The following is a 21,997-nucleotide window of genomic DNA, read 5'->3' as shown; positions in this document are numbered from 1 at the left end:
GGACGATACTGGCGAGCTGTCGTAGTCCGCAGCCCGCCAACCGCTCATTCGAATCTTATCCGCGCCGCTTCTTTTTCAACTCGACGGTCTCGAACAATTCGTAGTTCTGCGTCGGCACCTGGTCCGCGCCGGGCGCGTGATAGTAGTTCATCGTGATCGTAGTCTCGCCGCCCGGATGTCCCGGATCATGATCGAACACCGCGATCCCATAACCAGTGCCGGTATCGCGTTGCGCCGACCAGATCGCATCTTCCACGGCGTCCGCGCTCGCGCGCACGAAGGTCCCTGCCGTCGTGCCGACCACCGGGCGGTTCGGACGCGTAAAAATACGCGCCTGCGGCTGCCCCGTGCCGACATCCATGCCATAGACGTCCAGCGGCGCGCTCGTGCCGCCGCCACCGAGAATCAGGTGAATCGTGCCGTGGCTCGTATCGAACGTCGATGCACCCGGCGACACCGCCGACATCACCGGTTTCGGCTGCAACGTATCCACGGGCCGGCCCGTCGCGATGTCGGTGCCCTTGTTGTGGTTGCAACCGCGCACGGGATAGCTGCGTTCGTAGTCGTGATCGTGACCGCACAGCACCAGGTCCACGCCGTAGCGATCGAACAGCGGCAACCACGCCTCGCGGATGCCCTTATCGGACCCGTTGCCGGTCTTCGACGAACTCAGCGCGTCCTGATGCATCTGCACGATGACCCAGTCGACCTCGTCGTCTTCGGCGGCATGGCGCAATGTCTTCTCGAGCCACCGCGTCTGTTCGCCGGCGCTATAACCGCGCACATAGAGCGAGGTGCCGGGTTGGATGGGCGGATTGCCGGTGCTCGCAACCGGCACCAGCGGATCCGGGCCGGCAACGAACGCGGCCGCGTCCTGATAGACGACGTCGTCGGCATCGAGCGAAATGAACAGCACGGAGCTTACGCGGAAGCTGTACCAGCGGCCCTGAAAGCGCGTGTGATTGTCCGGCAGCGTATAGCGCGCGAGATACGAAGCGAGGCCTTGTTCGCCGTTATGAAACTCGAGCTCGTGGTTGCCCGGACACGGCATCCACGGCCGGTTCGACGCGGACGTCTGGCAGTTGTTGCCGAAGTCGCGCCACACGTCCGGCTGGTGCGTCGGATTCAGATTGGCGTAACACAGGTCGCCGTTGAGCAAGTGGAACAGCGGTTGAAAGCGCTCAACCGCCTGCACCGCGAAGCGGCTTTGCGGCGATGACAGAACCCAGCCGGTGTTCGGCGTCGCGAGATCGCCGTAGCTGGTCCAGCGAAACGGCGCACGCCCGCGCGGCGCAGTACGGAAACTGGCCGTGAAAGGTTGTGCCGCATTGCTGTCGTTGTCGGCGGTTACTTCGTATTCGTAGCTCGTATCGGGCTTCAGGTCTCGCAGACGCGCGTGATACGTGAACACGACTTCGCCGTTGAGGCCGTCGGTGTAGGTGCTTTGGATACCATGCACCGTATGTCTCCCCTCGCGCGCGCCGCTAACGCGCACCTGCGGGTTGACCGCCGGCGCAAGCGACGCCCACGACACCGTGACCTCGTGGGTCGGATCGTTGCCCCAGGTCAGGTGGACCTGCTCCGGTGTGCCGTCGGGCGTGCTGTTCGCCGCGCGCGCGGCCGACGATAGGGTGCCGGCCGCCGTAGCGAGACTGGATGCGCCAGCAAACTTCAGGAACCCACGACGCGAGACGATGGAAGCGCCTTGATCGATCGGCGAAGCCTTAGCGATTTTTTTGTTCGACATGTCTGGTGTTGTTGTACGGGGGTGGAAGGACGCCGACGCGCAAGCGGGGCACACCGCGTTCTTCGTGAACGGCAAGTGCGCTGGAAACCGGCGCGCAACGGAAACGACCAGCCATCGTAGTCGCCAGGCTATGACACTCAGATGAAACCGCGTGAGGCGCAGAGCGTTCACCCGCATTCGAAGCGCAAGGGCGCGGCGACGACACTCAATGATGCGATAGTGAACGGCGAGCGAGTTTGGTGTTGAATGCCGTTCCGCACCGAGCGAACGCGGGGCAACGGCACATGCAGAGAATGAACGGACATTGACGACACTCAGAACAGAGCGCCGGAATTGCCGGCGCATGGATCTATCGTTGATCATGCGACCGGCGGCAAAGCGTCACTCACGTCTGCGGATTCGTGTCGTCCGTGGACTGGGTGTTGTCGGCGGCTTCCTGCGTGTCGTCGTCTTTCTTTTCGATCATTGACTCGAGCTTGCCGGCGCCTTCAAAACCGGCGATAGCGGCGATGCCTTTCGTCAGCAAACCCGCTTCCGGATCCACTTTTTCTGCTGCTTCAACGGCGGCGATCGCCCCCGCAATTTTTCCTGCTTCGTCCAAGAGTCCCATGCCGCTCTCCTCGAGTAAAAGTGAGCTTGCATCGTCTCACGAACTCGACGCCTTGTCGCCAAATGTAAAACCGGAATGACGATTCGCTGACAACGTTGAAAGGCTCGACGAACTTTACGTTTAGTAAGTGTCGCGCCTAACGCTGGGGCGGTTGCGGGTTATTCGCCGGATTGGTATCGAAGCGGGACACGCGTTGTATTCCGTCTTCACTGATCAACTGCAATAGTTCGTTCTCCAAGATATCGGCGGCATCTTTACCGTAGACTTCGCCGCCATTCACATAAACGGTAAACGACCGCAGGTACTTCGCCTTCTTATCCGGGTTCTCGATTGTCTCGCGGGTCCATTGATAGAGCGGATAGTTTTCCGTGCCCTCGCGTTCTGCTTCGCGCACATAGTCGGCGAATGCATCGAACTGGCATTTCAACGTCGCGTCGTGCCGGCGCAGAACATCACGGAGCGCGCTATGCGACGCACAGGTGGGGTCGGTATGTAACGTGTCGGCCAGTTCCGGCGAGACAGTAATCCGCAACTGGAATTGCAAGGCAGGTTCCATTGTCGCCTCGGTGTCGGCTTTCGTGAACGCTCATTCCTTGTCAGCGGAATGAGCAGCAACCTTCTCTTCTATCCGCGCAATCTCGTGGCTCTGCACTGGCATGCCGAGCAGAAAACCTTGAGCATGCGTGCATCCGCAGACGCGCACGAAATCCAGTTGCTCTTGCGTCTCGATGCCTTCCGCCGTGGTCGGCATGCCGATTTCCCGCGCCAACGCGACGATCCCGCGCACTACCGCCGCCGATTCCCGACGATGCACAGACTCCTTGACGAACGAGCTATCGATCTTGAGCTTGTCGAACGAAAAGCGCACGAGGGTCGACATGGTCGAAAAGCCCGTGCCGAAATCGTCGAGCGCGAGCCCGATGCCCAACGCACGCAGCCTCCCGACATTGCGCCGGGTCACGACGTCGTCGTTCAGCAGCACCGTTTCCGTGACCTCGATATTCAGGCGCTGTGGCGGCAACTTCGTCTTGCGCAGAATCGCCGAAACGGTCGACGCAAACGACTCCTCCCGCAATTGCACTGGCGATACATTCACGGCGACGGTCACCTTGTCTCGCCAGGTCACTGCTTCCTTGCACGATTGCAGCAAGGCCCACTCGCCTAGGGACAGGATAAGGCCCGTACGTTCGGCGGTGGGAATGAACGCCGCAGGCGAGAGTTCGCCGCGCGTGGGATGGGTCCAGCGTATCAGCGCCTCGCGGCCGGACACCGCACCGCTGCTGAGATCGACAATGGGCTGGTACTCCATGCGCAGACCGCAGAACGAATGCAGCGCGCCTTCCAGATCGCTGCGCAGAAGGCTCAGGCTCTCATCCGACGCGTGCTTCGTGGCGTCGAAAATAGCGAACGCGCTTTTGCCGCTGCGTTTCACGGCATACAAGGCGCGATCGGCGCAAATCAGCAGTTGCGGGCCGGTTTTCGCGTGGTCTGGATAGAGCGAGACACCCACGCTCGCGCCGATATGCACCAGCGCCTCGCGCAGCGCGAACGGACGGGCCAAGGTCTTCACGATGCGGTCCGCCAGAATGCGCACGTCGCGAGCCTGGCCCGTGCCATCGGAAAGCGCCACGAACTCGTCGCCGGCCAGGCGTCCGACGAGGTCGCCGCTCGGCAATACTTCGCACAAGCGAATTGCCGCTTCCTGAAGAATCTGATCGCCGGCGGCATGGCCCAGGCTGTCATTGATGGCCTTGAATCCGTCCAGATCGATCAATAGAACAGCGAACGATTGATCTTTGCGCGACGCGCCCATCTCCGTGCGTTCGAGCAGCAGTTCACTGATACGCGCGCGATTGGGCAAGCCGGTGAGGCTGTCGTGATGAGCGAGCCGGTGGCTGTTTTCCCGCGCCAGCAGCAACGCGACCGTGTCGCGATTGCTGCGCAGCGCAACCGTAAAGAAGCCAGCGGCGCAGAACGGCGCCTGGAACAGCAGCACCAGTTTTCCGGAGCCGGGCGACAGCGCCGCCCCGAGAGCCAGGAGTCCAAGAATGAACGTGATTTGCAGCAATACGAGCCGAGGGGTGCCCGCATTGCGGCCGGCCAATCCGCCAATAACGCCCACGGCGCAAACGTTGCCGAGCAGGAACAGCGTCTGGTCTCCGCTGATATTGCACAGCAAGGTGCCGTAGCCGAACAGCACGCTCCAGAGGAGGCTCGCAAACAGAAATGCGGAGGTAGGAGTCGGCTGGCCGTTGGCGCTGCGCAAGCAGCACAACCAGATCAAGGCGAGCCGGGCAATCAGCAATGCGACAACGGCGCTGCCCCAACTCGCGTAAAGAGCCTTGGGATAAAGGTAGTAAGCGGTGGCGCAGACGCTGATTTCACAAATCGACGCGAACACGATCGATGCGGTTCGCGTGAACAGATTGGCAAGCAGTATCTGGCGATTATCCGCGCTCAGATCCTGAGAGGAAGAGACGACCCACTTGAAAAATGGAGACCTTGGTTCGCTGAAAGCCATGACCTACGCATTTTTTGATGGTTGATAAATCGAAACCCGCGCGTATTGCGATTATTGCGTAAACGTAGAGGATCGGGTTAATTCGACTGACGAAGCGAGTCGACTTCCCTCTAGGCCGGAAAAAATGACTTGCCGCGTGCCACCCGCCTGCGCCGGGTCCGCGCCTTTTTCACGCTGGACATCGGCGTACTCGCGGATCATATCGATGAGCGCGCGCAACCCGGCAGGCGCGTGCCGTGTCCAGCATTAAAGGCGGGTGGTTTGTGCGCCCGACCGTTTTCAACGACGTCACGATCGACATGACGACTGCGCGGGAGGAGATATTTGGCCCGGTGCTGTCGATCGTCGCCTATGGCGACATAGACGAGGTCATCACGCTCGCCAACGACACACGCTACGGTTTGCAGGTTATGCGTTGTCACAAGACACGCCGCGCGCATGAGGTCGCGGCGCGGATCGCAGCGGAACGCGCGCCGGTCACCACGTCGGCGCATGAGCCGGCCGCGCCGTTCCGCGGAGTCAGGCAATCCGGCGTTGGACGTGAATGCGGTACGTTCGGGGCTGGAAACGTTTCTGGGGCCGAAGTCGGTGCTGGAGGTTTTCTGACTGTTCATCGCCGCCCCCGCCCCGGAAGCCGCGCGAGTCGAGTATCGATGTACGATGCCGTATAGTGGATGAACCGCTGATTTCCAGCGGCGTACCCGTAGATCGGCGCGATGGGGGACTACGAGATGACAGTCGCAAATACATTGATGAACGGCTCTCGCGAGCCCGTGCCAGAGTCGCTGCAGACGTTGGTCGAGTATCTCGAACTCTCGCTCGACAAGGCGGCAAGCGTGGTCATGACGCGCCCCACGAACGACGTTTGCACCGTCTACCTGGGCGACCCGTCCGGTCTGATCGAGGAAATGAAGAAGCTCGGCACGATTGCCATCCCGCTCGCCAATGAGATGCTGGAACTGACGCGCTCGGGCGTCAACGAGATGGAGATCGGTGGCCAGGCCTATCGCTTTGTGCGCACTTTCACGCAGGTCGAAGACGCCGCGGCGGTTGTTTTTTCGGCGGCCTAGACAGCGGTGCGAATCGGTTGTACGCGGGTTGCGGGGCACGTCGCCATCACTCGTCCGCACTCACGGGTGCGGCGTTGGGGACGCAGTTTCCGGGACGCCGTCCACGGCCTGGCGATCCGCCGCGTTATACTCTGCCGATGGATACGAAGCCGATCACGCTGAACTGTTGGTGGCGCGCCTGACTTAGGCGGCCCGTTTCCACTCGACCATCGAAACGTGATGCCGCCAGTCCTGGCGGCATTTTCGTTTCTGCGCGCCGACGGCTGGTGGTATCGACAAACGCACAACCCCAGACCATGACAGACGCAAAAACGACCACGAACCAACCCATTATCCTGACCGGCGACCGCACGACCGGCCCGCTGCACCTTGGCCACTATATCGGCTCCTTGCGCTCGCGCGTGCGGCTCCAGCACGAGGCGCAGCAGTTCCTGCTGCTGGCCGATGCGCAGGCCATGACCGACAACGTGGGCCGGCATCAGAAAGTCACGGAAAATGTCATCGAGGTCGCGCTCGACTACCTCGCCGTCGGCATCGATCCGGCAAAGTCGACCATCTTCATCCAGTCGCAGGTGCCCGAGCTGGCGGAACTGACCCAGTACCTGCTCAACCTCGTCACGGTCGCGCGCCTCGAGCGTAACCCGACCATCAAGGCGGAAATCGTGCTGCGCGGTTTCGAACGGGACATCCCCGCCGGCTTTCTGACGTATCCGGTCAGCCAGGCCGCCGACATCACCGCGTTCAAGGCGACGCGCGTACCCGTCGGCGACGACCAGTTGCCGATGATCGAACAAACCAACGAGCTGGTACGCCGTTTCAACAACACAGTCGATCGACAGGTGCTGGTCGAATGCGAAGCCGTGCTCTCGCACGTTGCACGGCTGCCGGGCATCGACGGCAAGGCCAAGATGAGCAAGTCGCTGGGGAACGCGATCACGCTGGGCGCGACACCGGACGAAATCACCAAGGCCGTGAACAACATGTACACCGACCCCAACCATCTGCGCGTCAGCGATCCGGGCCAGGTGGAAGGCAATGTGGTGTTCGCGTTTCTCGACGCGTTCGAGCCGGACGTCCCGATGGTCGACGAACTCAAGGCCCACTACCGCCGCGGCGGCCTTGGCGATAGCGTGGTCAAGCGCGTGCTCAACGAACGGCTGCAGTCGTTGATCGCCCCGATTCGCGAGCGCCGCCGCGAGTTCGAAGCCGACCGTGCCGAGGTGCTGAGCGTCCTGCGTCGCGGGACGATGCGCGCGCGGGAAGTGGCGGGCGCGACGGTATCCGAGGTGAAAAATGCGCTCGGTCTGAACTATTTTCAGAACTGAGCGGCTGGCGGCGAGGACGCTCTGCAATTGAGCGTCCGCTCGCCCAGCCTATGATTTTCCCTTGAGCGTGAATGGAGTCAGCAGGGACTGCACGTCGATCTGCCGCCCCTGAAGCAGAAGCAGCCTTGCGTGAAGCACGGTGTTTTCAAGAACCAGCTTGGCGGTGCTCAGCAGGTACAGCGCATGGATGTCGGACACCGACATGTTGCCGGCCTCGACCTGGTGGTGGCGCTCGACGAGCGAGGTCATCACCAGACGCCTGAGTTCCTGCTCTCCGAAAGGAAGGTCGGCGTAGTCGATCGGGTCGTCGGCTTCGACTTCTCGCAGCATGTCAACAAGCGCTTCCGTGCTCACTTCCATGTTTCGGCTCCCACGTTGTCGGTTAGGAACAGCATCGCCAGATTGCGTCTGCAATGTTCTCAGACTAACGGGTCTATTTGGGCGAGTCCAGTGCGAATGCGAGGCAACGCGCATAGCTGATCAGGTCGTACTGCGCGCCCGACGTGCGGTCAGCGTCAGCGCGACGCTCCAGAAAAGCGCCGCCAGCAACGACAAACCGATCGCCAAGCGCTCGATAAACACCTCGGCATTGCGCGCGATGGGTGCGAGACGTCCGCGTCGCTTCCCAAAACCGACAATACGGATGAGCGATCCGCGTTCGCGTGACGTGGTCTAGCGGAGCCACCGCAGTCGAACCGGCGCAACACGGCGCTGTGTTTTCCGCTCGAAGGTAGCCAACGGCGCCACCTTCACCCCGCTTTACTTTTGACCACTTTCGCCCGCGTGCTCGCGGACGTTTTGTTCTTCTTCAAATGGGTCTGGTTGTACGCAATCGCAGCGCGCACGAGATTCTTCAACGCGGGCGCATTGACCTTATCGCCTTCCAGAAAATCGATGGCGCGTCGCGCGTTGCCTTCGAGACCCGCGTTGAATAGCTTATCAGGATCATCGAGGCCGGCCCCATGCGCAAAGGTAACCTTCACCTTCCCTTTGTGCGCGTTGGCGACCGCGATCATGCCGTCCCGGGACCACACCGGGCTACCCATCCATTTCCATTCCTCGATGATCTCCGGGTCAGCCTCAAGGATGACCTTGCGGACACTCGCGAACGTTTTGCCACGCCAGTCCGTTAGACCCGCAATCAGTTCGTCGATCCGTTCCGATGCATTTACTAATTCTTGATTCATCGATTCTGGTCCCCTTTAATGCCGCCACAATCGGAATGAGTGGCTGCATCGTTAATCGTCTGGAATATAAGCGCTGAGGTCGCGTGCGACTCAAGCGGGATACGGCGTGCCGTCCTTATGCACGAACCGGCCGTCGACGGCGGCACTCATCATGCCGATGTCGGAACAGGTTAGGTCACGTGTCGTTTGAAGACTCGCGGGAGGAAAGTCGCAAGTGCGCCAATCCGCAGCGGGACATGCCGATCGATTCTCTACGATTTCCCGCGACCTGTCGAATCAGGAAATCAGCGCGTGTGCATCGCTGACAATTGGTATCCTGTCAGACCGAACCCACGGAACATGCGATGACAAAACCAAAAAAACTCGCGCTTCTCGCGCTGGCATTCACGCTGTTCGGCTTGTACAAGTTATTTGTCGTTTTCCAGGACATGCAAACCGGCTGCATCCAGTTTCAGACTCATCGAACATGCAGCTACGAAAATGCGGAGAATTTCCAGGGCATGCTCGATCTCGAGCTGATGTTCGCGTGCGCTTGGGCCGCGGGTGCAGTGGTCTGCTGGATGGTCGCCGCGCAGGCGCAAAAAAAGGAACGGTGAATCGTTCGGCATTTACTGGAACGCAGGCTTTACCCCCTGACTCAGCTTGGCTTGATCGCACTGCGACAAAGCCAGAAAAGAGAAGAACGCCATCGCGGCATCTTTCCGCCAGGATGCCATACGTATGCCGGCTGAGAAGACGGTTACGATCTGAACGTCCGCAGGCATAGGACCCGTCACATGGATGCCTGGCAAGTGCATCAATTCACTTAACTGCTGAAAACCCAACTCGATGTCCCTGCGTGCGACCAGCGCGCCGACCGGAACACCGGGTGGCCCCGCACAATGGGCCGCGCCGAGGGAGTAAGCTTGCCGTCGATTGCGGGTATGAACCGCACAACGCCTGAGGGTTTTTCCTGGTCTCAACCTACGTCGATATCGACGCCGTCGGATCGTCGTAGGAGTATGTCCAACTTCTGTGATGAAAGGAGAACACACCATGACTACCGGAACGATCCACCTCCACCGAGTCTTGCGTGCCACGCCCGAACGCATCTATCGCGCCTTCCTCGAACCGGATGCGATAGTCCGGTGGCTTCCGCCGTACGGTTTCACCTGTCAGGTACACCACATGGATGCGAAGGTCGGCGGCACCCATAAGATGTCTTTTCGTAACTTCGGCACCGGCCACAGCCACTCGTTCGGCGGCGAGTATCTCGAACTGGTGCCGTTCGAGAAAATCCGCTACTCGGACCGATTCGACGACCCGAATCTGCCGGGCGAGATGCAGGCCACCATTTCATTGCGGCAGGTGTCGTGCGGAACCGAACTCACCGTTTTGCAGGAGGGCGTGCCCGAGGTCATTCCTGTGGAGATGTGCTACCTCGGTTGGCAGGAGTCGCTTGTTCAACTAGCGAGGCTCGTCGAGCCTGTGATTCCTGATTGACGACGCACGCGCAACGGCGTGCACGCCAGCGTTCAAGATGCCTGCAGATGCGATCAGTCGAACTCGACCTCTGCCTCGCATTCCACAGGCACGTTGAGGGGGAGCGTCACGCCGACTGCCGACCGGGCATGCGTTCCAATGTCCGGCCCGAACAGCTCAAGGATCAAATCCGAGAAGCCATTGGCGATCCGCGGCATCTGGTCGAAAGTTGGCGCCGCGTTGATCATTGCGAAGACACGTACCCATGCCGTAATGCGGTCCAGGTCGCCGAGCGCTTTCTGAAGACTCGCCAATTGTGCGAGCGCTACTAGGCGTGCTGCTGCGTAGCCTTCGTCCGGCGAAACTTCCGCGCCGACTTTGCCGACGGGTTGCGCGATCGTCCCGTCCGCATTGAGCGGCACGTGGCCCGAGACAAATGCGCGCGCGCCGCTCACGCGCACCCAAGCGAAGGGCAACGACATGCGCACGTTTGCGGGCATCTGCAACGGCTGCGGCAAGGTCAATCCCATTTGCGCCAGCTTTGCTTCGATTCTTGTCATCGCCGTCTCCTCGGAATCTACGAAGAACGTTAGATGCCGGCAATCCGCTTTTCAAGTCGTAACGCGCGGATTAACAATCAAGCGCACCCTACCCGAGTTCGATCGGCTGTCCATGCGGCGTGCGGCGCGCTGCTGCGTCCCACGCGTCGCGGCGACGCAAAAGCGAGTCGTCGGTTACGAGTCCCTTGATCGTGCTGATGCGCTCCAGTGCTGTCAGCCAATGCGAGTAATAAGTGTCGCCGTGGTCCGCGTCGCCGGCGGCTTGCGCGTCGCGAATTGCCTCGTTCAGGCACGCAGCCCACTCGCCCCAGCTGAACATGCCACGCTCGTGCAACGCCAGCGTCATCGCAAACGCCTGCGCTTCCCACGGTGCGTTGAAAACCGGCCCTGCGTCGTCGCAAGGCAGTGCTGGCAACGCGGCGCGCAGTGCGGGCAGTTTAGTTCGAGCGTCAGTCATCGTGGGCAGAAGGCGGCTCGAGATAGGGTTCCCAGCAGTCGACGCACACCGACGCCGCCGTCGTATCACATCCCCACAACTCCGCACCATCGAAGCACACCGTGTAGAGCCATTGCGGCTGCTCGCCGAGGCCGATCGCATTGGCGTCGGGAAAAACGTGCGCGCCGTGCACGGCGACAATGCGCCCGCGTTTGCCTCGACAATAACGCGGCAAACGAGTGTGCGAGGAAGGATTGATTTGCCGGGCCCGCACCCGATCGCCGATTGCAAACTTGGCTTCCACGGTTGCGGGCCGATCGACGGGACTGCCGCGGAACAGCGCCGCCGATACATCTTTAGCCATCAACACGCGCGGAACCGGCACCGCTGGAGTCGTCGACTCGCCTGATTCGATTTCGTCGGCCGTGGCCAGACCCGTACTCAGGACGAGTTTCCTCAAACCCTCGAACCAGATCTGGTAGTAGCTACTAGAAAGGTATTGCGCCGGCGGCAAACTCTCCCGCGCCGCGCGCGACATGTCGATGTTCCACTTGCCGGTCGCGCCCATGGCGATCGTGGTCGCGTGGACTCTTCGCTCCCAGTCGGCGTGAAACGGTGAAATGTCGTTATCAGGGCATATCGGACCGAAAGACTGCATGCCGCCAAGGTCCTGCGCGCCGTTCATGGTGTCCCCCGTGTCGAATCAGGAGTCTTCGGCAATCCAGTGCCGATCATCGAATCGCGCGTGACCAGTTCGGCTAGCGCCTCTTCGGAGAAGCCGTCAGTTCCTGGCGGCTGCATAGGCAAAACGAGGTAGCGAACTTCAGCGGTGGAATCCCACACGCGGAACTCGACGTGCGCCGGCAATTCGAAGCCGAACTCCTTCAGTACACCACGCGGATCGATGACGGCACGCGAACGGTATGGCGCGGATTTGTACCACACCGGCGGCAGTCCGAGCACAGGCCACGGGTAGCACGAACACAATGTGCAGACCACCATGTTGTGGATCACAGGTGTGTTCTCCAGCACGATCATGTGCTCGCCCTGCCGGCCCGCATAGCCGAGTGACGCGATCGCCGCGGTGGCGTCGAGGAGCAGCCGTTGTTTGTACGCCGGATCACGCCACGCCTTTGCGATCACACGGGCACCGTTGCGCGGCCCGACTTTGTGCTCATAGGTTTCGACGAGTGCGTCCAGCGCCTGCGGATCGACATAGCCTTTTTCGACCAGCAGAGACTCCAGAGCACGAACACGCAGATCCATTTCCGACAAAGCACTGCCATGATGGTCGTGCGTGTCGGTGTGCGGGTGGGGATCGCCATCAGGATCGTTACCGTTCATCGCCGTTCACCGCGAGCAATAAAGGAGAAAACAAGTATGGTTCGCGCGGAGACCAAATGCAATCTCGGTTAAGTTAAGCGTGGGCGCGGGGTCGTCCAGCGAAGTTCAGCCGACCGTCGCCTGCGCAATTCGAACAGAACCTACCCTTCATGTGATCCGCTTCAGCCGCGATGCTCACAGCTTCATTTCAACAATACTTGAAATGTAAAAGCGAGACGCGTATCGTTCGGTCATGAACTCGAACCTCGTGGTACGCGCCCTCGGCGCGCTCGCTCATGAATCTCGTCTGGCGATTTTCCGCCTGCTGGTCGTCGCCGGGAAAGACGGCATGGCGGCCGGTGACATCGCGCAACAGTTGAGGCTCTCGCCATCCAGCCTGTCCTTTCATCTCAAGGACCTGACGCATGCTGAAATGGTGACGCCGCGGCAAGACGGCCGCTTCGTCATCTATTCGGCGAATTTCGAATCCATGACGGATCTGATTGGCTTCCTGACGGAAAACTGCTGTGCCGGCGCGACGTGCAGTGCGACGGATCTTCCGGGCTGCTGCGAAAAATGACCGGTACTGTCACGACCACTCGCGGCGCGCAGCCCGCGATCGGGTTCTTCGAGCGTTACCTGACCGTGTGGGTCGCGCTGTGCATCCTGTGCGGCGTCGCACTTGGACAGTGGCTGCCTCTGCCGTTTCAGGCGATCGGCCGTATGGAAGTGGCGCAGGTCAATCTTCCGGTCGGCGTGCTGATCTGGGTGATGATCATTCCGATGCTGATCAAGATCGATTTCACCGCCATGACGCAGGTGAGAAGCCAATGGCGCGGCATCGGCGTCACCTTGTTCGTGAACTGGCTCGTCAAGCCGTTTTCAATGGCGCTGCTCGGCTGGATTTTTATCCGGCATGTCTTTGCGCCGTGGCTCCCCGCCGCTCAACTCGACAGCTATATCGCAGGCCTCATTCTGCTGGCAGCGGCACCCTGCACGGCTATGGTGTTCGTCTGGTCGCAGCTTTGCAAGGGCGACCCGTATTTCACGCTCTCACAAGTGGCGCTGAACGACTCCATCATGATCGTGGCCTTCGCGCCGCTGGTCGCGCTTTTGCTGGGTCTATCAGCCATCACGGTGCCATGGGACACGCTGATCACATCAGTCGGTCTGTACATCGTCGTTCCGGTCATCCTCGCCCAGTTACTGCGGCGGCGTCTTCTGACCAGGGGCGGCGCTTATTTCCAGCACGTAATCGCACGTCTCGGCCCCTACTCGATCGGCGCGCTGCTCGCCACACTGGTGTTGCTGTTCGCCTTCCAGGGACAGGCCATTGTCGGCGAACCGCTGGTCATCGCCATGCTCGCGGTGCCGATACTGATTCAGGTGTTTTTCAATTCTGGACTCGCCTATCTGCTGAATCGCCGGCTCGGCGTTGCGCATTGTGTGGCGGGTCCTTCGAGCCTGATCGGTGCAAGCAATTTCTTCGAGCTGGCGGTCGCCACGGCGATCAGTCTGTTCGGATTCCACTCGGGCGCCGCGCTCGCTACCGTTGTCGGCGTGCTGATCGAAGTGCCGGTGATGCTGCTGGTGGTCGGCGTCGTCAATCGTTCGCAGCACTGGTACGAGACGAGGCCTAGCGTGAACGGAGAACGTGTATGAACGTCACGATCTATCACAATGCGGATTGCGGCACTTCACGCAACACGTTGGCGATGATTCGCAATGCCGGCATCGAGCCTGAGATCATCGAGTATCTGAAGAACCCGCCGGATCGGGACACGCTGAAGGACCTGATCGAACGCGCGGGCCTTACCGTGCGAGCCGCGCTACGGGAAAAGGGCGCGCCCAACGATGAACTCGGCCTCGCTGATACAACCCTGAGCGATGATCAGTTACTCGACGCGATGCTGGCCCATCCAATCCTCATCAATCGTCCGATTGTCGTCACGCCACTCGGCGTGCGCTTATGCAGACCTTCCGAAATCGTGCTCGACATCCTGCCCGCCGGTCAGCAATGCGCGTTTGCAAAAGAGGACGGCGAACAGGTGATCGATAGTACCGGACGAAGGGTACGTTGATGCTGGAGTGACAATTCCGGCCGTTACTGACCCGACGCATGTGACCTGAGAAACGTCACATAGCCGTTCTGCGTCTTGAGGATCTTCTCGGCGCACTCGTCGTAGTCCGAACCCTTCGCATTCTCCGGCCCATACATACCGCGGCATTGCGCAAAGAGCGTCAAGGTCGCGCCCGCACCTTTTGCGGCGCGGGTCGCGGAAAAGGCAACCTTGCCTGAACCACTGGGCACATCGGTGTCGATTGCGACGGCGTCTGCGCGCGTGACGGCCGTATCGGAATGCTGCTCGATATAGCGTTTCGTCAGCGCCCAGGCGGCGTCGCAGTTCGCCGGTTGGCAATCGACTGCCGCATTGCGTTGAGCGGCGGCAAGGTTGGTTTCGTTGTGGAGGAACTTCTGTTCCTGCTGCTCCTGCTTTTCGGCAGACGAGCAAGCGGTCAATACAAGCGCAACGAGCGCAAATGCGGCGGTCTTTTTCACGAGTAACTTCCTCTGGCCATGTTCGAGCGCGATTATAGCTGCGCGCAGGAAGCGTTCGCAGATCCGCCTGAACAGCATGCGCCAGGATTGCTGCTCTTCACTTCACCAAGGTAACCGCAGTGTAGTGATGACTTGTCCTGCCGTTAGGCCTTCTCGAATACAACGCTGACTCGCGTTCCACGTCACGTCACTCGCCTTGCTGTTCCTGCTTCGATTCGCTACCGGCAACTCCAGCTAACTTGACGGAACCTCCTTGGGCGCTAAGGCTTAGGTAACGACTGTGCGGTGCTGAGCAGATTTTGAGGTGCGACGCGGATAATACCGTTACGCGGGCTATCAATATCCGCAATCAACAGGAATGAAAGAGACACCGTGAGCGGCATGACCAGAAGGAAGCGCTTTTTCACATCCGTATGTGTTACTCCATATCCCACGAGCAGATTGGCGAACAATCCAATCACGATCATGAGTATCCACGCGGCCGCCGGGATGCGATTCCACCAGGCCGCCTGCGTGTAGCCCTGGGCGTTGATTACGTCGTTCATACCTGCGACAACGAGTGCGCTAAGCGGGTTGGGCTGTTTGACCGCGCCGCCCCTGGCAGCGGCCCACAACTTGTTTTGCAGATCGGCGGTGGCCGTATTGATCTGCTCGACCCGATGCAGATCGCGGGTCTGGTAGTACTCGACACGCATCATCAGATATTGAGCGAGGAGCGAGCGTATCTCGGCCGCTTCGCTTGAGGCCAGGAGGTCGGCACGAATGAACTCGGTTCCAATCGCGTTGGCTTCTTCCTCTTCGAGGTTTTTCCGCTGGTCGTAACGGCCCACCGCCATCGACAGGCTGAAGCCGATGACAAGCGCGAGCAATGTCAAGGTCGCCGACTGCACGAGCTTGAAGTCGTCGCGCGTGTCTTCATCGATTGGCATGCGTGAGCGCAGAAACCGGCTACCAATCCATGCGGCCATGGACATGAGCACGAAGGAGACGACGAACAGGATGATTGGATGCCTGACCAGTTGCTGCATGGGTTGCTTCCTTGTCTTGTGTTTGGTCTGCCAGGCCAGGCCGATCAATCTATGCGTTCCGACCTTGCCCGGAAAATGAACTGCAAGCCAGCCGCGGAAAAACTTGAAAAACTGGAACGCGTGATCGCACTGGTGGCCCCAACCAATGCCGTGGACTTCAATCGAGGCATTCTGGAAGCGGCGTCACCAGCTTGCCATCTTCACCTTGCTATGAATCGCTTCATCCGGTCACCCATGCTGAACGAGTTAATCCAGTCTAGGTGATCCGCGTGTTTTCACGCAAGCCCGGTCAATTTGGGGCCTTCGAGTGTTACCGCTCATCGTTCGAGACGCGCAGTCACCTGCGCAATCAAGCAACTGACCGGGACTGTCATGCCTTTAAGCAGCGAGCGTTTGCTTTCCGGCAGGCCAGTGCCCGGTCATGTACTTCATCAATTTCATTGCCTGCGAGCGACTAAATTGGCAACGCAGAAGTCGATGAAAGTGCGGACCTTGGCTGGCAAATGCTGACGAGAAGGATATAACGCATAAAGCGGAAAACGTTCGTCGGGCCAGTCCGGAAAGAGCTCGATCAATTGACCGCTCCTCAACAAATCTTCGGCCCCAAGTTCCAGCACTTGAGCGATTCCTGCGCCGGCCACGCAGGCCCCGAGCATGGTGCCGACATCTGAAACAAGCAGATGACCCGCGGGCCTCACTTCGAGAACTTCATCGGCACGGCAGAATTGCCATTCAAATGCTCGTGCGGCTCCGGCGTTATAAAACAGGATTCGTTGATGACGGTCTACGTCGTAGGGGTGTTCCGGTCTGCCGTGCGCCTCGATGTAACCAGGTGAGGCAACCGTCAATACGCGGGTTTCGTCAAGCCGCCGACCCACGAACGAGCCCACTGGAGGCTGGCCGAATCGGATCGCGAGGTCAAAGCCGTCAGCCACCAGGTCACCAACGTCATCGCGCATGATCAACTCAAGCGAGAGGTCCGGGTATCGATTCAAAAATCCTGCAAGCGATGGCGCCAAAGCAATCCGCGAAAAAAACGGGTCGACGTTCACTCGTAGCCTGCCGCGAACGGAGTCCTTGGAACCCGACGCCCTGGCCGCGGCGTCTTCGATGCCGACCAAATGGGTGCCGACCTCGTCATAAAGACGCTGCCCGTCATCAGTTAGCTTGAGCGAACGGGTGGTTCGTTCGATCAGACGAACGCCCATGCGTTGCTCAAGGCGTTTCATCGCTTTACTTACGCCCGAGGGCGAAAGACCGAGCGCGTCCGCAGCACGTGTGAAGCTCCGACTTTCAGCGACCGCGGCCAATACCGTGATGCCGGAAAACAGCTGTCCGTCGAAGGTCATCGCAATCTCCAGATTCACACGTTTATGAATAAAGTCACAAATATTGTGACCGCGACCTACTTTATTCTATCGCGTGACGAAGCGATCCTTGCATCAAACGAGGCCGATATGGTCCGTTTCCACCAAAGAGAATCGATCATGAAGACTATTTCTACGCAAGGTGTCGAGATTCCGCACCTCGGTTTCGGAACCTTTCGGATGCCGGGAGGCGACTGTCAGCCGGTTGTCGAAAGCGCACTGAGTATTGGCTACCGCCATCTCGACACCGCCGCCATGTACGAGAACGAGGAAGCAGTAGGCGCTGCAATCTCGACTTCAGGACTTGCCCGACAGGAATTGTTCGTTACGACAAAGGTCTGGCATGACCAGTTGAGCCCGACGGCCATGCGGCGAGCATTCGACGCGAGCCTCGCCAAGCTGAAGCTTGACTACGTCGATCTGTACATGGTGCATTGGCCCGCCAAAGACATGAATATGGCGGCGACGATGGAAGCGCTGGTCGCGTTGCGCGAGGAAGGCCGAACCCGCGCGATTGGTGTATGCAACTTTAACCTGCCGATGATCCGCGAAGCGGTGACCATCATGGGTGCGCCAATCGCGGCGCTGCAATTGGAGTACCACCCGTTTCTCGATCAGTCCGCCATGCTCGCATACCTTCGGAGTCAAGGCATTCCGCTGGTCGCCTACGCACCTCTCGCTCAGGGGCGCGCCACAAAAGACGAAACGCTTGAGCGGATAGGCCAGAAGCACGGCGCGAGCGCGGCTCAGGTGGCGCTTGCCTGGTTGCTGGAACAGGATGGTGTCGTCGCGATTCCCAAAGCGCAGCGGCTCGAAAGCCAGCAGTCGAACCTCGACGCGACCTGTCTAAATCTCGACGACGAAGACCGTCAGCAAATTGCCGCCTTGCCCAAGGATCAGCGCTATGTACGCCCGCCATTCGAGCCGGATTGGGACGCAGAGTGAACACATGCCCGCTCCAGGGTGGGCAAACCTTCTCGAATCGAATGGACTCGATTCAACCCGTTAAAGGGCGCATCGACGCTTACACCATAAAGCGAAGATGCTGCCCTGCACAGGAGCTATGAAAATGTCATCCAATCGAGTAACCCACGTGGAATTCAACAGTGTGGGCGACGATCTTAAATCGCGAATTTCGCACGGCGGCCGCTCAAGCCAGATTGCGAGGGACCAATGAAGCCTTGATGCACCGCGGGCATGATCTGTGGCTGGCGACGCTCAAGTGGGTGTCGGAGAGCGATTGAGTTTGAGCGTGCATGTCCGCTGTCGAGAAAGTCAAACGGCCGTGCTGAATCGGGTTCGGCTCGACGGGCGACGCACACCGGGAAGCACGATCAGCCACCGTATGTGGCGAGCCCAAGCACGTCTAAGTTCTCAATTGCCCAATTTGATCTTACGATACAGGCTGGTAGCGATTGCAGAGATGTCGAGGGGGCAAGGACGTGGAAGATTTTCAAATACTCGATCACATCACGGACGGCGTCATGGCGCTCGACCGGGAGTGGAAGTTTCAGAACATCAACGAGACCGCGGCGCGGCTGCTGAAACGTCGGCCCGCGGACCTGCTGGGTCGCGAGATCTGGGCCGAATACCCAGACCTCATCGGGTCGAGCTACGAAACAGCCTATCGGCAGGCGGCCGAGACACGTATGCCCAGCAGCGTGACTGACTTCTATGCGCCGCTCGGTGCCTGGTTTGAAGTGCGGGCATTTCCCTGCGACAGCGGTGTCATCGTGCTGGTTCGCGATGTCACCGAAGCGCGCGCGACCTCTGAACGTTTGTCGCGCCAAGCCACGCATGATGAACTGACCGGCCTGATGAACCGGCGGGAACTGCTGCTGCGCCTAAACCGTCTCTGCGATGAAGGCGGGGCCGCTTCCGTCGATCTGCTTTTCATCGACCTCGACCGCTTCAAGGATATCAACGATTCGTTCGGCCACGCGGCGGGCGATGAAGTGCTGCGTGTCATCGGCGAGCGTCTTTCGGACATGGTCACCGAACGCGTCCATGCATCGCGCGTTGGCGGCGACGAATTCGTGATTCTCATCGTCGACGCGCCCGAGGGCGAGGCCGCGAGCGTCGCGCGCGACGTCATCGCACGTTTGCGCGAGCCGATTCAGACGCCGTGCGTGCGGGCATCGTTGGGCGCGAGCATCGGCGTGGCGCGCTACCCTACGTCGGCGTCGAATGCGGCCGAGCTGCTGCGTAACGCGGACACCGCGATGTATCACGCGAAGCGCGCGGGAGGTTCGCAAGTGTGGTCGTTTGGCCAGGAGGATGCGCAGCGCCTCGCGCATCGCCTGCGGCTGCGCGCGGATCTGGAGAGCGCCAGCGCCGCGCGCCAATTCGAACTGCATTACCAGCCGCAGCTGGACCTGCATACTGGCCGCATCTACGGAGCCGAGGCGCTTCTGCGATGGAACCACCCGCAACTGGGGCTGCTCGCCCCGGGCGACTTCCTCGACGTGCTGCTTGAATCGCCGGCCTACGAGGCAACGGGCGAATGGCTAATTCGCCTCGCGCTCCGCCAGGCGGCGCAATGGCAGGCGACGGACCACCGGCCGTTCAAAGTCGCTGTCAACCTTTCGGCCACGACGATCCAGAACTGCGATCTCGCCGCACTCGTTTCGCACGCGGCCGAGGCGGCCGGCGTAGGCGCTTCCGTACTTGAAATCGAGGTGACGGAGAGCGCCGTGATGAGCGACTTCGCCGCTGCGTCGCGCGCGCTTTCGGCTGTGCGAAAACTCGGCGTGACCGTCTCGCTCGACGATTTCGGCACCGGCTACTCCAGCCTCGCATACCTTGCACGGCTACCTGTCGACTGCATTAAGATCGACAAGTCGTTCGTGCAGGAACTCTCCGTGAAGGAGACCTGTCACCGGGCGCGCGCGATGGTCGAAGCGGTGGTGGCGCTTGCGCGCGCGCTGGGCATGAGAACGGTCGCGGAAGGCGTCGAGACCGAAATGCAACTCGCGCTCGTCACTGAGCTTGGGTGCGATGCCGTGCAGGGATATTTCATTGGCAAGCCCGTACCGGCCGCGCGGATTAAACCTTACGCCGAGACATGGTCGGTGCCGGCGGCTGGAGTCTCGTCGTTGCAGGACGCGCGTGGCGGATCGCGCTAGCGGTCAACGCGCAGCCTGCCGCTCTCCTTGCTCCAGGCTCGGGGCGAGCGCTGGCATCTGCGTCCGCGACCGTGCACGCGGGCGAATGCCAGCAATCCGATACTTAACGGCGATACGCTGCAGCGGCATTCAAAATGTAGTGCCGCGAACGCCGGAATTGTTATCCGAAGCCCGACCATTGACGAGCGTTGCGCAGAGACCATTCGGTTAGCGAGTGCGCATGGCTTCAGTACTGTGCTAAACATCCGGACCCAATCCATCCAACGAGGAAATCAGCGGGCTGGTGTGACCTGGAGCCGGCTCGCCTTTGTCAAACGGTGCGGACCAGATTAGCTTCGGCCCCTTCCATCGGCGGTGGTCGGCGATGAGCCAGCTTTCAACTTCAAACTGAAAACTGGTGACGATCGGCTCCGCTCGATGCTATTCGCACAAGAATTAGGCCTCACGAAAATCTTGACCGGAGCTTCCCAATGAACATCGCCTTTACGGATACAACCGCGTCCGATGCCGACACGTTGGTCGCCATTCGTATCGCCGCGATGCGCGAGAGTCTGGAGCGTATCGGCCGTTTCGATCCGCAGCGTGCTCGCGAGCGCTTCCTGGCGTCATTCGATCCTGCGCTTTGTCGATTCATAGAGATCGATGGCGTGCGGTCGGGCTTTATCCTTATTCGCCCGCAGGCAGACCACTGGCTGCTCGACCACCTGTACATCCTGCCGGAGCATCAAGGAAAAGGAGTCGGCGCAGCCGTCTTGCGGGACGTGTTCGCACGTGCCGACTCGCAACGCCTGCCAATCCGGGCCGGTGCTTTGCGCGGCAGTGATTCAAACCGCTTCTACCAACGGCATGGATTCGTACAGACGGACGAAAGAGAGTGGGATGTCTACTATGTGCGTCAGCCAGTCGAACCGAAGGTGTCGCCCAAGGCAATCACGCGTCACCGGCTCGAGTGAACACCACCGGGCTTACAACGCCGTGGCTTCAGCAGGGAGCTGGTACAAGCCATCCGGAATGCCTACACACTGCTGTACAGGAGCGGGAAGACGCTCGACGAAGCGAAGCTTGATTCATCGACAATTGGTGAATATAAACAAACCTCGACGGAGGACTTGAGATGCTGCTGCGGCCGACAGAAATTCAGATTGAATCAACCCGGCTCCTGATCAAACCGTTCTCGGCCAGCGACGCCGATGCGACGTTTTCATGCATCACCCCTTCGCTCACCCGTCACATGGCATGGGAGCCACCGGCATCCCGGGATGATTTTGACGGTGTTTGGCGGTCCTGGATACCGTCGATAGCCGATGGGTCAGACTATGTATTCGCAGTGCGTCAACGCGCTGACGGGAGTTTCCTTGGGTTGGCCGGACTTCACCGCGTACATACCGCGAGCCCGGAACTCGGCATCTGGATTCGTGAAGATCGTCATCGAAATGGCATTGGTCGTGAAGCTGTAACGCTAGTTGCACGCTGGGCAACGCGAACCATTGGCGCTGAAAGCTTTACCTATCCGGTTGCCGAAGAGAACCGCCCCAGTCGGCGCATCGCCGAGTCGTTGGGAGGCGTCATTGTGGAAAGCCGCCTGACGCCGAAGTACATGTCCGTGGTCTACCGAATTCCTCGCCAGCCGGTGACGAGCGACGTATAGGTGGTTCGGTTCGGCCTTCACACCGACCT

The 21,997-nt window shown here is 60.1% G+C and carries 26 protein-coding genes and 2 pseudogenes; 14 read left to right on the top strand and 14 right to left on the bottom strand.

What is annotated here, in order from left to right; genetic code table 11:
* Positions 1–55: 55 nt before the first annotated feature.
* The 4 genes from B0G80_RS38830 to B0G80_RS38815 all read right to left on the bottom strand — a co-directional run bounded on the left by B0G80_RS38830 (position 56) and on the right by B0G80_RS38815 (position 4,878).
* Positions 56–1,747, bottom strand: a complete 1,692-nt coding sequence (locus B0G80_RS38830; RefSeq protein ID WP_116122911.1) for a metallophosphoesterase family protein — start codon at positions 1,745–1,747, stop codon at positions 56–58.
* A gap of 385 nt (positions 1,748–2,132) precedes the next feature.
* On the bottom strand, positions 2,133–2,357 hold the full coding sequence (locus B0G80_RS38825) for a hypothetical protein (protein WP_116122910.1): 225 nt from the start codon (positions 2,355–2,357) through the stop codon (positions 2,133–2,135).
* A gap of 136 nt (positions 2,358–2,493) precedes the next feature.
* Positions 2,494–2,913, bottom strand: coding sequence for a hypothetical protein (locus B0G80_RS38820; protein WP_116122909.1), 420 nt, complete (start codon positions 2,911–2,913; stop codon positions 2,494–2,496).
* A gap of 30 nt (positions 2,914–2,943) precedes the next feature.
* Entirely contained in the window at positions 2,944–4,878 is a 1,935-nt protein-coding gene (locus tag B0G80_RS38815; protein WP_116122908.1) for a bifunctional diguanylate cyclase/phosphodiesterase, read from the bottom strand.
* Between the two features lie 245 nt (positions 4,879–5,123).
* Between B0G80_RS38815 and B0G80_RS38810 the strand changes: the two are divergent.
* The 3 genes and pseudogenes from B0G80_RS38810 to trpS all read left to right on the top strand — a co-directional run.
* Positions 5,124–5,484 (top strand): annotated as a pseudogene (locus tag B0G80_RS38810) (aldehyde dehydrogenase family protein); the annotation flags it as partial.
* A gap of 125 nt (positions 5,485–5,609) precedes the next feature.
* Entirely contained in the window at positions 5,610–5,948 is a 339-nt protein-coding gene (locus tag B0G80_RS38805; RefSeq protein ID WP_106278914.1) for a hypothetical protein, read from the top strand.
* A gap of 296 nt (positions 5,949–6,244) precedes the next feature.
* Complete coding sequence (gene trpS, locus B0G80_RS38800; RefSeq protein WP_116122907.1) at positions 6,245–7,273, top strand: tryptophan--tRNA ligase; 1,029 nt, start codon at positions 6,245–6,247, stop codon at positions 7,271–7,273.
* Positions 7,274–7,321: 48 nt separating this feature from the next.
* On the opposite strand, the gene B0G80_RS38795 is transcribed toward trpS, so the two are convergent.
* Together B0G80_RS38795 and B0G80_RS38790 are read right to left on the bottom strand one after the other, a co-directional pair.
* Positions 7,322–7,633 (bottom strand): hypothetical protein, encoded by a 312-nt coding sequence (locus tag B0G80_RS38795; protein WP_116122906.1) that lies wholly within the window; start codon positions 7,631–7,633, stop codon positions 7,322–7,324.
* A gap of 389 nt (positions 7,634–8,022) precedes the next feature.
* The gene (locus B0G80_RS38790; protein WP_116122905.1) at positions 8,023–8,460 is read right to left on the bottom strand and encodes a DUF1801 domain-containing protein; all 438 of its coding nucleotides are present in this window, start codon (positions 8,458–8,460) and stop codon (positions 8,023–8,025) included.
* A 344-nt stretch (positions 8,461–8,804) separates the two neighbouring features.
* Between B0G80_RS38790 and B0G80_RS38780 the strand changes: the two genes are divergently transcribed.
* Entirely contained in the window at positions 8,805–9,056 is a 252-nt protein-coding gene (locus tag B0G80_RS38780) for a hypothetical protein (RefSeq protein ID WP_106278920.1), read from the top strand.
* A gap of 12 nt (positions 9,057–9,068) precedes the next feature.
* Here B0G80_RS38780 and B0G80_RS48325 read toward each other — a convergent pair whose 3' ends face one another.
* Positions 9,069–9,497: a substrate-binding domain-containing protein gene (locus B0G80_RS48325; RefSeq protein ID WP_408969088.1), complete on the bottom strand. Its 429-nt coding sequence runs from the start codon at positions 9,495–9,497 to the stop codon at positions 9,069–9,071.
* On the opposite strand from B0G80_RS48325, the gene B0G80_RS38770 reads away from it, so the two are divergent.
* Complete coding sequence (locus B0G80_RS38770; RefSeq protein ID WP_116122903.1) at positions 9,496–9,942, top strand: SRPBCC family protein; 447 nt, start codon at positions 9,496–9,498, stop codon at positions 9,940–9,942. The genes B0G80_RS48325 and B0G80_RS38770 overlap by 2 nt on opposite strands.
* A gap of 53 nt (positions 9,943–9,995) precedes the next feature.
* Here B0G80_RS38770 and B0G80_RS38765 read toward each other — a convergent pair whose 3' ends face one another.
* The 4 genes from B0G80_RS38765 to nthA form a co-directional block, all read right to left on the bottom strand.
* Positions 9,996–10,481, bottom strand: a complete 486-nt coding sequence (locus B0G80_RS38765) for a RidA family protein (protein ID WP_116122902.1) — start codon at positions 10,479–10,481, stop codon at positions 9,996–9,998.
* An 88-nt stretch (positions 10,482–10,569) separates the two neighbouring features.
* The gene (locus tag B0G80_RS38760; RefSeq protein ID WP_116122901.1) at positions 10,570–10,938 is read right to left on the bottom strand and encodes a nitrile hydratase accessory protein; all 369 of its coding nucleotides are present in this window, start codon (positions 10,936–10,938) and stop codon (positions 10,570–10,572) included.
* Positions 10,931–11,602: a nitrile hydratase subunit beta gene (nthB, locus tag B0G80_RS38755; protein WP_116122900.1), complete on the bottom strand. Its 672-nt coding sequence runs from the start codon at positions 11,600–11,602 to the stop codon at positions 10,931–10,933. The genes B0G80_RS38760 and nthB overlap by 8 nt, the downstream gene beginning before the upstream one ends.
* Positions 11,599–12,261, bottom strand: a complete 663-nt coding sequence (nthA, locus tag B0G80_RS38750; RefSeq protein WP_116122899.1) for a nitrile hydratase subunit alpha — start codon at positions 12,259–12,261, stop codon at positions 11,599–11,601. The genes nthB and nthA overlap by 4 nt, the downstream gene beginning before the upstream one ends.
* A gap of 232 nt (positions 12,262–12,493) precedes the next feature.
* Here nthA and B0G80_RS38745 point away from each other — a divergent pair, with 232 nt between their 5' ends.
* From B0G80_RS38745 to arsC, 3 genes are read left to right on the top strand one after another with little or no spacing between them, the layout of a single operon-like run.
* On the top strand, positions 12,494–12,820 hold the full coding sequence (locus B0G80_RS38745; protein WP_116122898.1) for a helix-turn-helix transcriptional regulator: 327 nt from the start codon (positions 12,494–12,496) through the stop codon (positions 12,818–12,820).
* Positions 12,817–13,902, top strand: coding sequence for an ACR3 family arsenite efflux transporter (arsB, locus tag B0G80_RS38740; protein WP_116122897.1), 1,086 nt, complete (start codon positions 12,817–12,819; stop codon positions 13,900–13,902). The genes B0G80_RS38745 and arsB overlap by 4 nt, the downstream gene beginning before the upstream one ends.
* Complete coding sequence (gene arsC, locus B0G80_RS38735) at positions 13,899–14,321, top strand: arsenate reductase (glutaredoxin) (protein ID WP_116122896.1); 423 nt, start codon at positions 13,899–13,901, stop codon at positions 14,319–14,321. The genes arsB and arsC overlap by 4 nt, the downstream gene beginning before the upstream one ends.
* 23 nt (positions 14,322–14,344) lie before the next feature.
* Here arsC and B0G80_RS38730 read toward each other — a convergent pair whose 3' ends face one another.
* Positions 14,345–14,800 (bottom strand): hypothetical protein, encoded by a 456-nt coding sequence (locus B0G80_RS38730; protein WP_116123898.1) that lies wholly within the window; start codon positions 14,798–14,800, stop codon positions 14,345–14,347.
* 260 nt (positions 14,801–15,060) lie between these two features.
* Positions 15,061–15,828, bottom strand: a complete 768-nt coding sequence (locus B0G80_RS38725; protein WP_116122895.1) for a hypothetical protein — start codon at positions 15,826–15,828, stop codon at positions 15,061–15,063.
* Between B0G80_RS38725 and B0G80_RS45545 the strand changes: the two genes are divergently transcribed.
* Positions 15,808–16,092 (top strand): hypothetical protein, encoded by a 285-nt coding sequence (locus B0G80_RS45545; RefSeq protein ID WP_147309977.1) that lies wholly within the window; start codon positions 15,808–15,810, stop codon positions 16,090–16,092. The genes B0G80_RS38725 and B0G80_RS45545 overlap by 21 nt on opposite strands.
* Positions 16,093–16,265: 173 nt before the next feature.
* Here the strand turns inward: B0G80_RS45545 and B0G80_RS38720 are convergent, their stop codons facing one another.
* Complete coding sequence (locus B0G80_RS38720; RefSeq protein ID WP_116122894.1) at positions 16,266–17,177, bottom strand: LysR family transcriptional regulator; 912 nt, start codon at positions 17,175–17,177, stop codon at positions 16,266–16,268.
* A 138-nt stretch (positions 17,178–17,315) separates the two neighbouring features.
* On the opposite strand from B0G80_RS38720, the gene B0G80_RS38715 reads away from it, so the two are divergent.
* The 5 genes and pseudogenes from B0G80_RS38715 to B0G80_RS38695 all read left to right on the top strand — a co-directional run bounded on the left by B0G80_RS38715 (position 17,316) and on the right by B0G80_RS38695 (position 21,968).
* Positions 17,316–18,140: an aldo/keto reductase gene (locus tag B0G80_RS38715; RefSeq protein WP_116123897.1), complete on the top strand. Its 825-nt coding sequence runs from the start codon at positions 17,316–17,318 to the stop codon at positions 18,138–18,140.
* A 497-nt stretch (positions 18,141–18,637) separates the two neighbouring features.
* Positions 18,638–20,320 (top strand): bifunctional diguanylate cyclase/phosphodiesterase, encoded by a 1,683-nt coding sequence (locus B0G80_RS38710; protein ID WP_116122893.1) that lies wholly within the window; start codon positions 18,638–18,640, stop codon positions 20,318–20,320.
* Between the two features lie 470 nt (positions 20,321–20,790).
* A complete protein-coding gene (locus B0G80_RS38705; protein ID WP_116122892.1) occupies positions 20,791–21,273 on the top strand; it encodes a GNAT family N-acetyltransferase in 483 nt (160 codons plus the stop codon).
* A gap of 21 nt (positions 21,274–21,294) precedes the next feature.
* A pseudogene (locus tag B0G80_RS47910) lies at positions 21,295–21,483 on the top strand (hypothetical protein); the annotation flags it as partial.
* Positions 21,435–21,968 (top strand): GNAT family N-acetyltransferase, encoded by a 534-nt coding sequence (locus B0G80_RS38695; RefSeq protein ID WP_116122891.1) that lies wholly within the window; start codon positions 21,435–21,437, stop codon positions 21,966–21,968. The pseudogene B0G80_RS47910 and the gene B0G80_RS38695, both read left to right, overlap by 49 nt.
* Positions 21,969–21,997: the final 29 nt, after the last annotated feature.

It is taken from the genome of Paraburkholderia sp. BL6669N2, assembly GCF_003387275.1.
Lineage (GTDB): Bacteria > Pseudomonadota > Gammaproteobacteria > Burkholderiales > Burkholderiaceae > Paraburkholderia.
The sequence above is the reverse complement of the archived record's forward strand: the minus strand, read 5'-3'. Positions and strand labels throughout refer to the sequence as shown.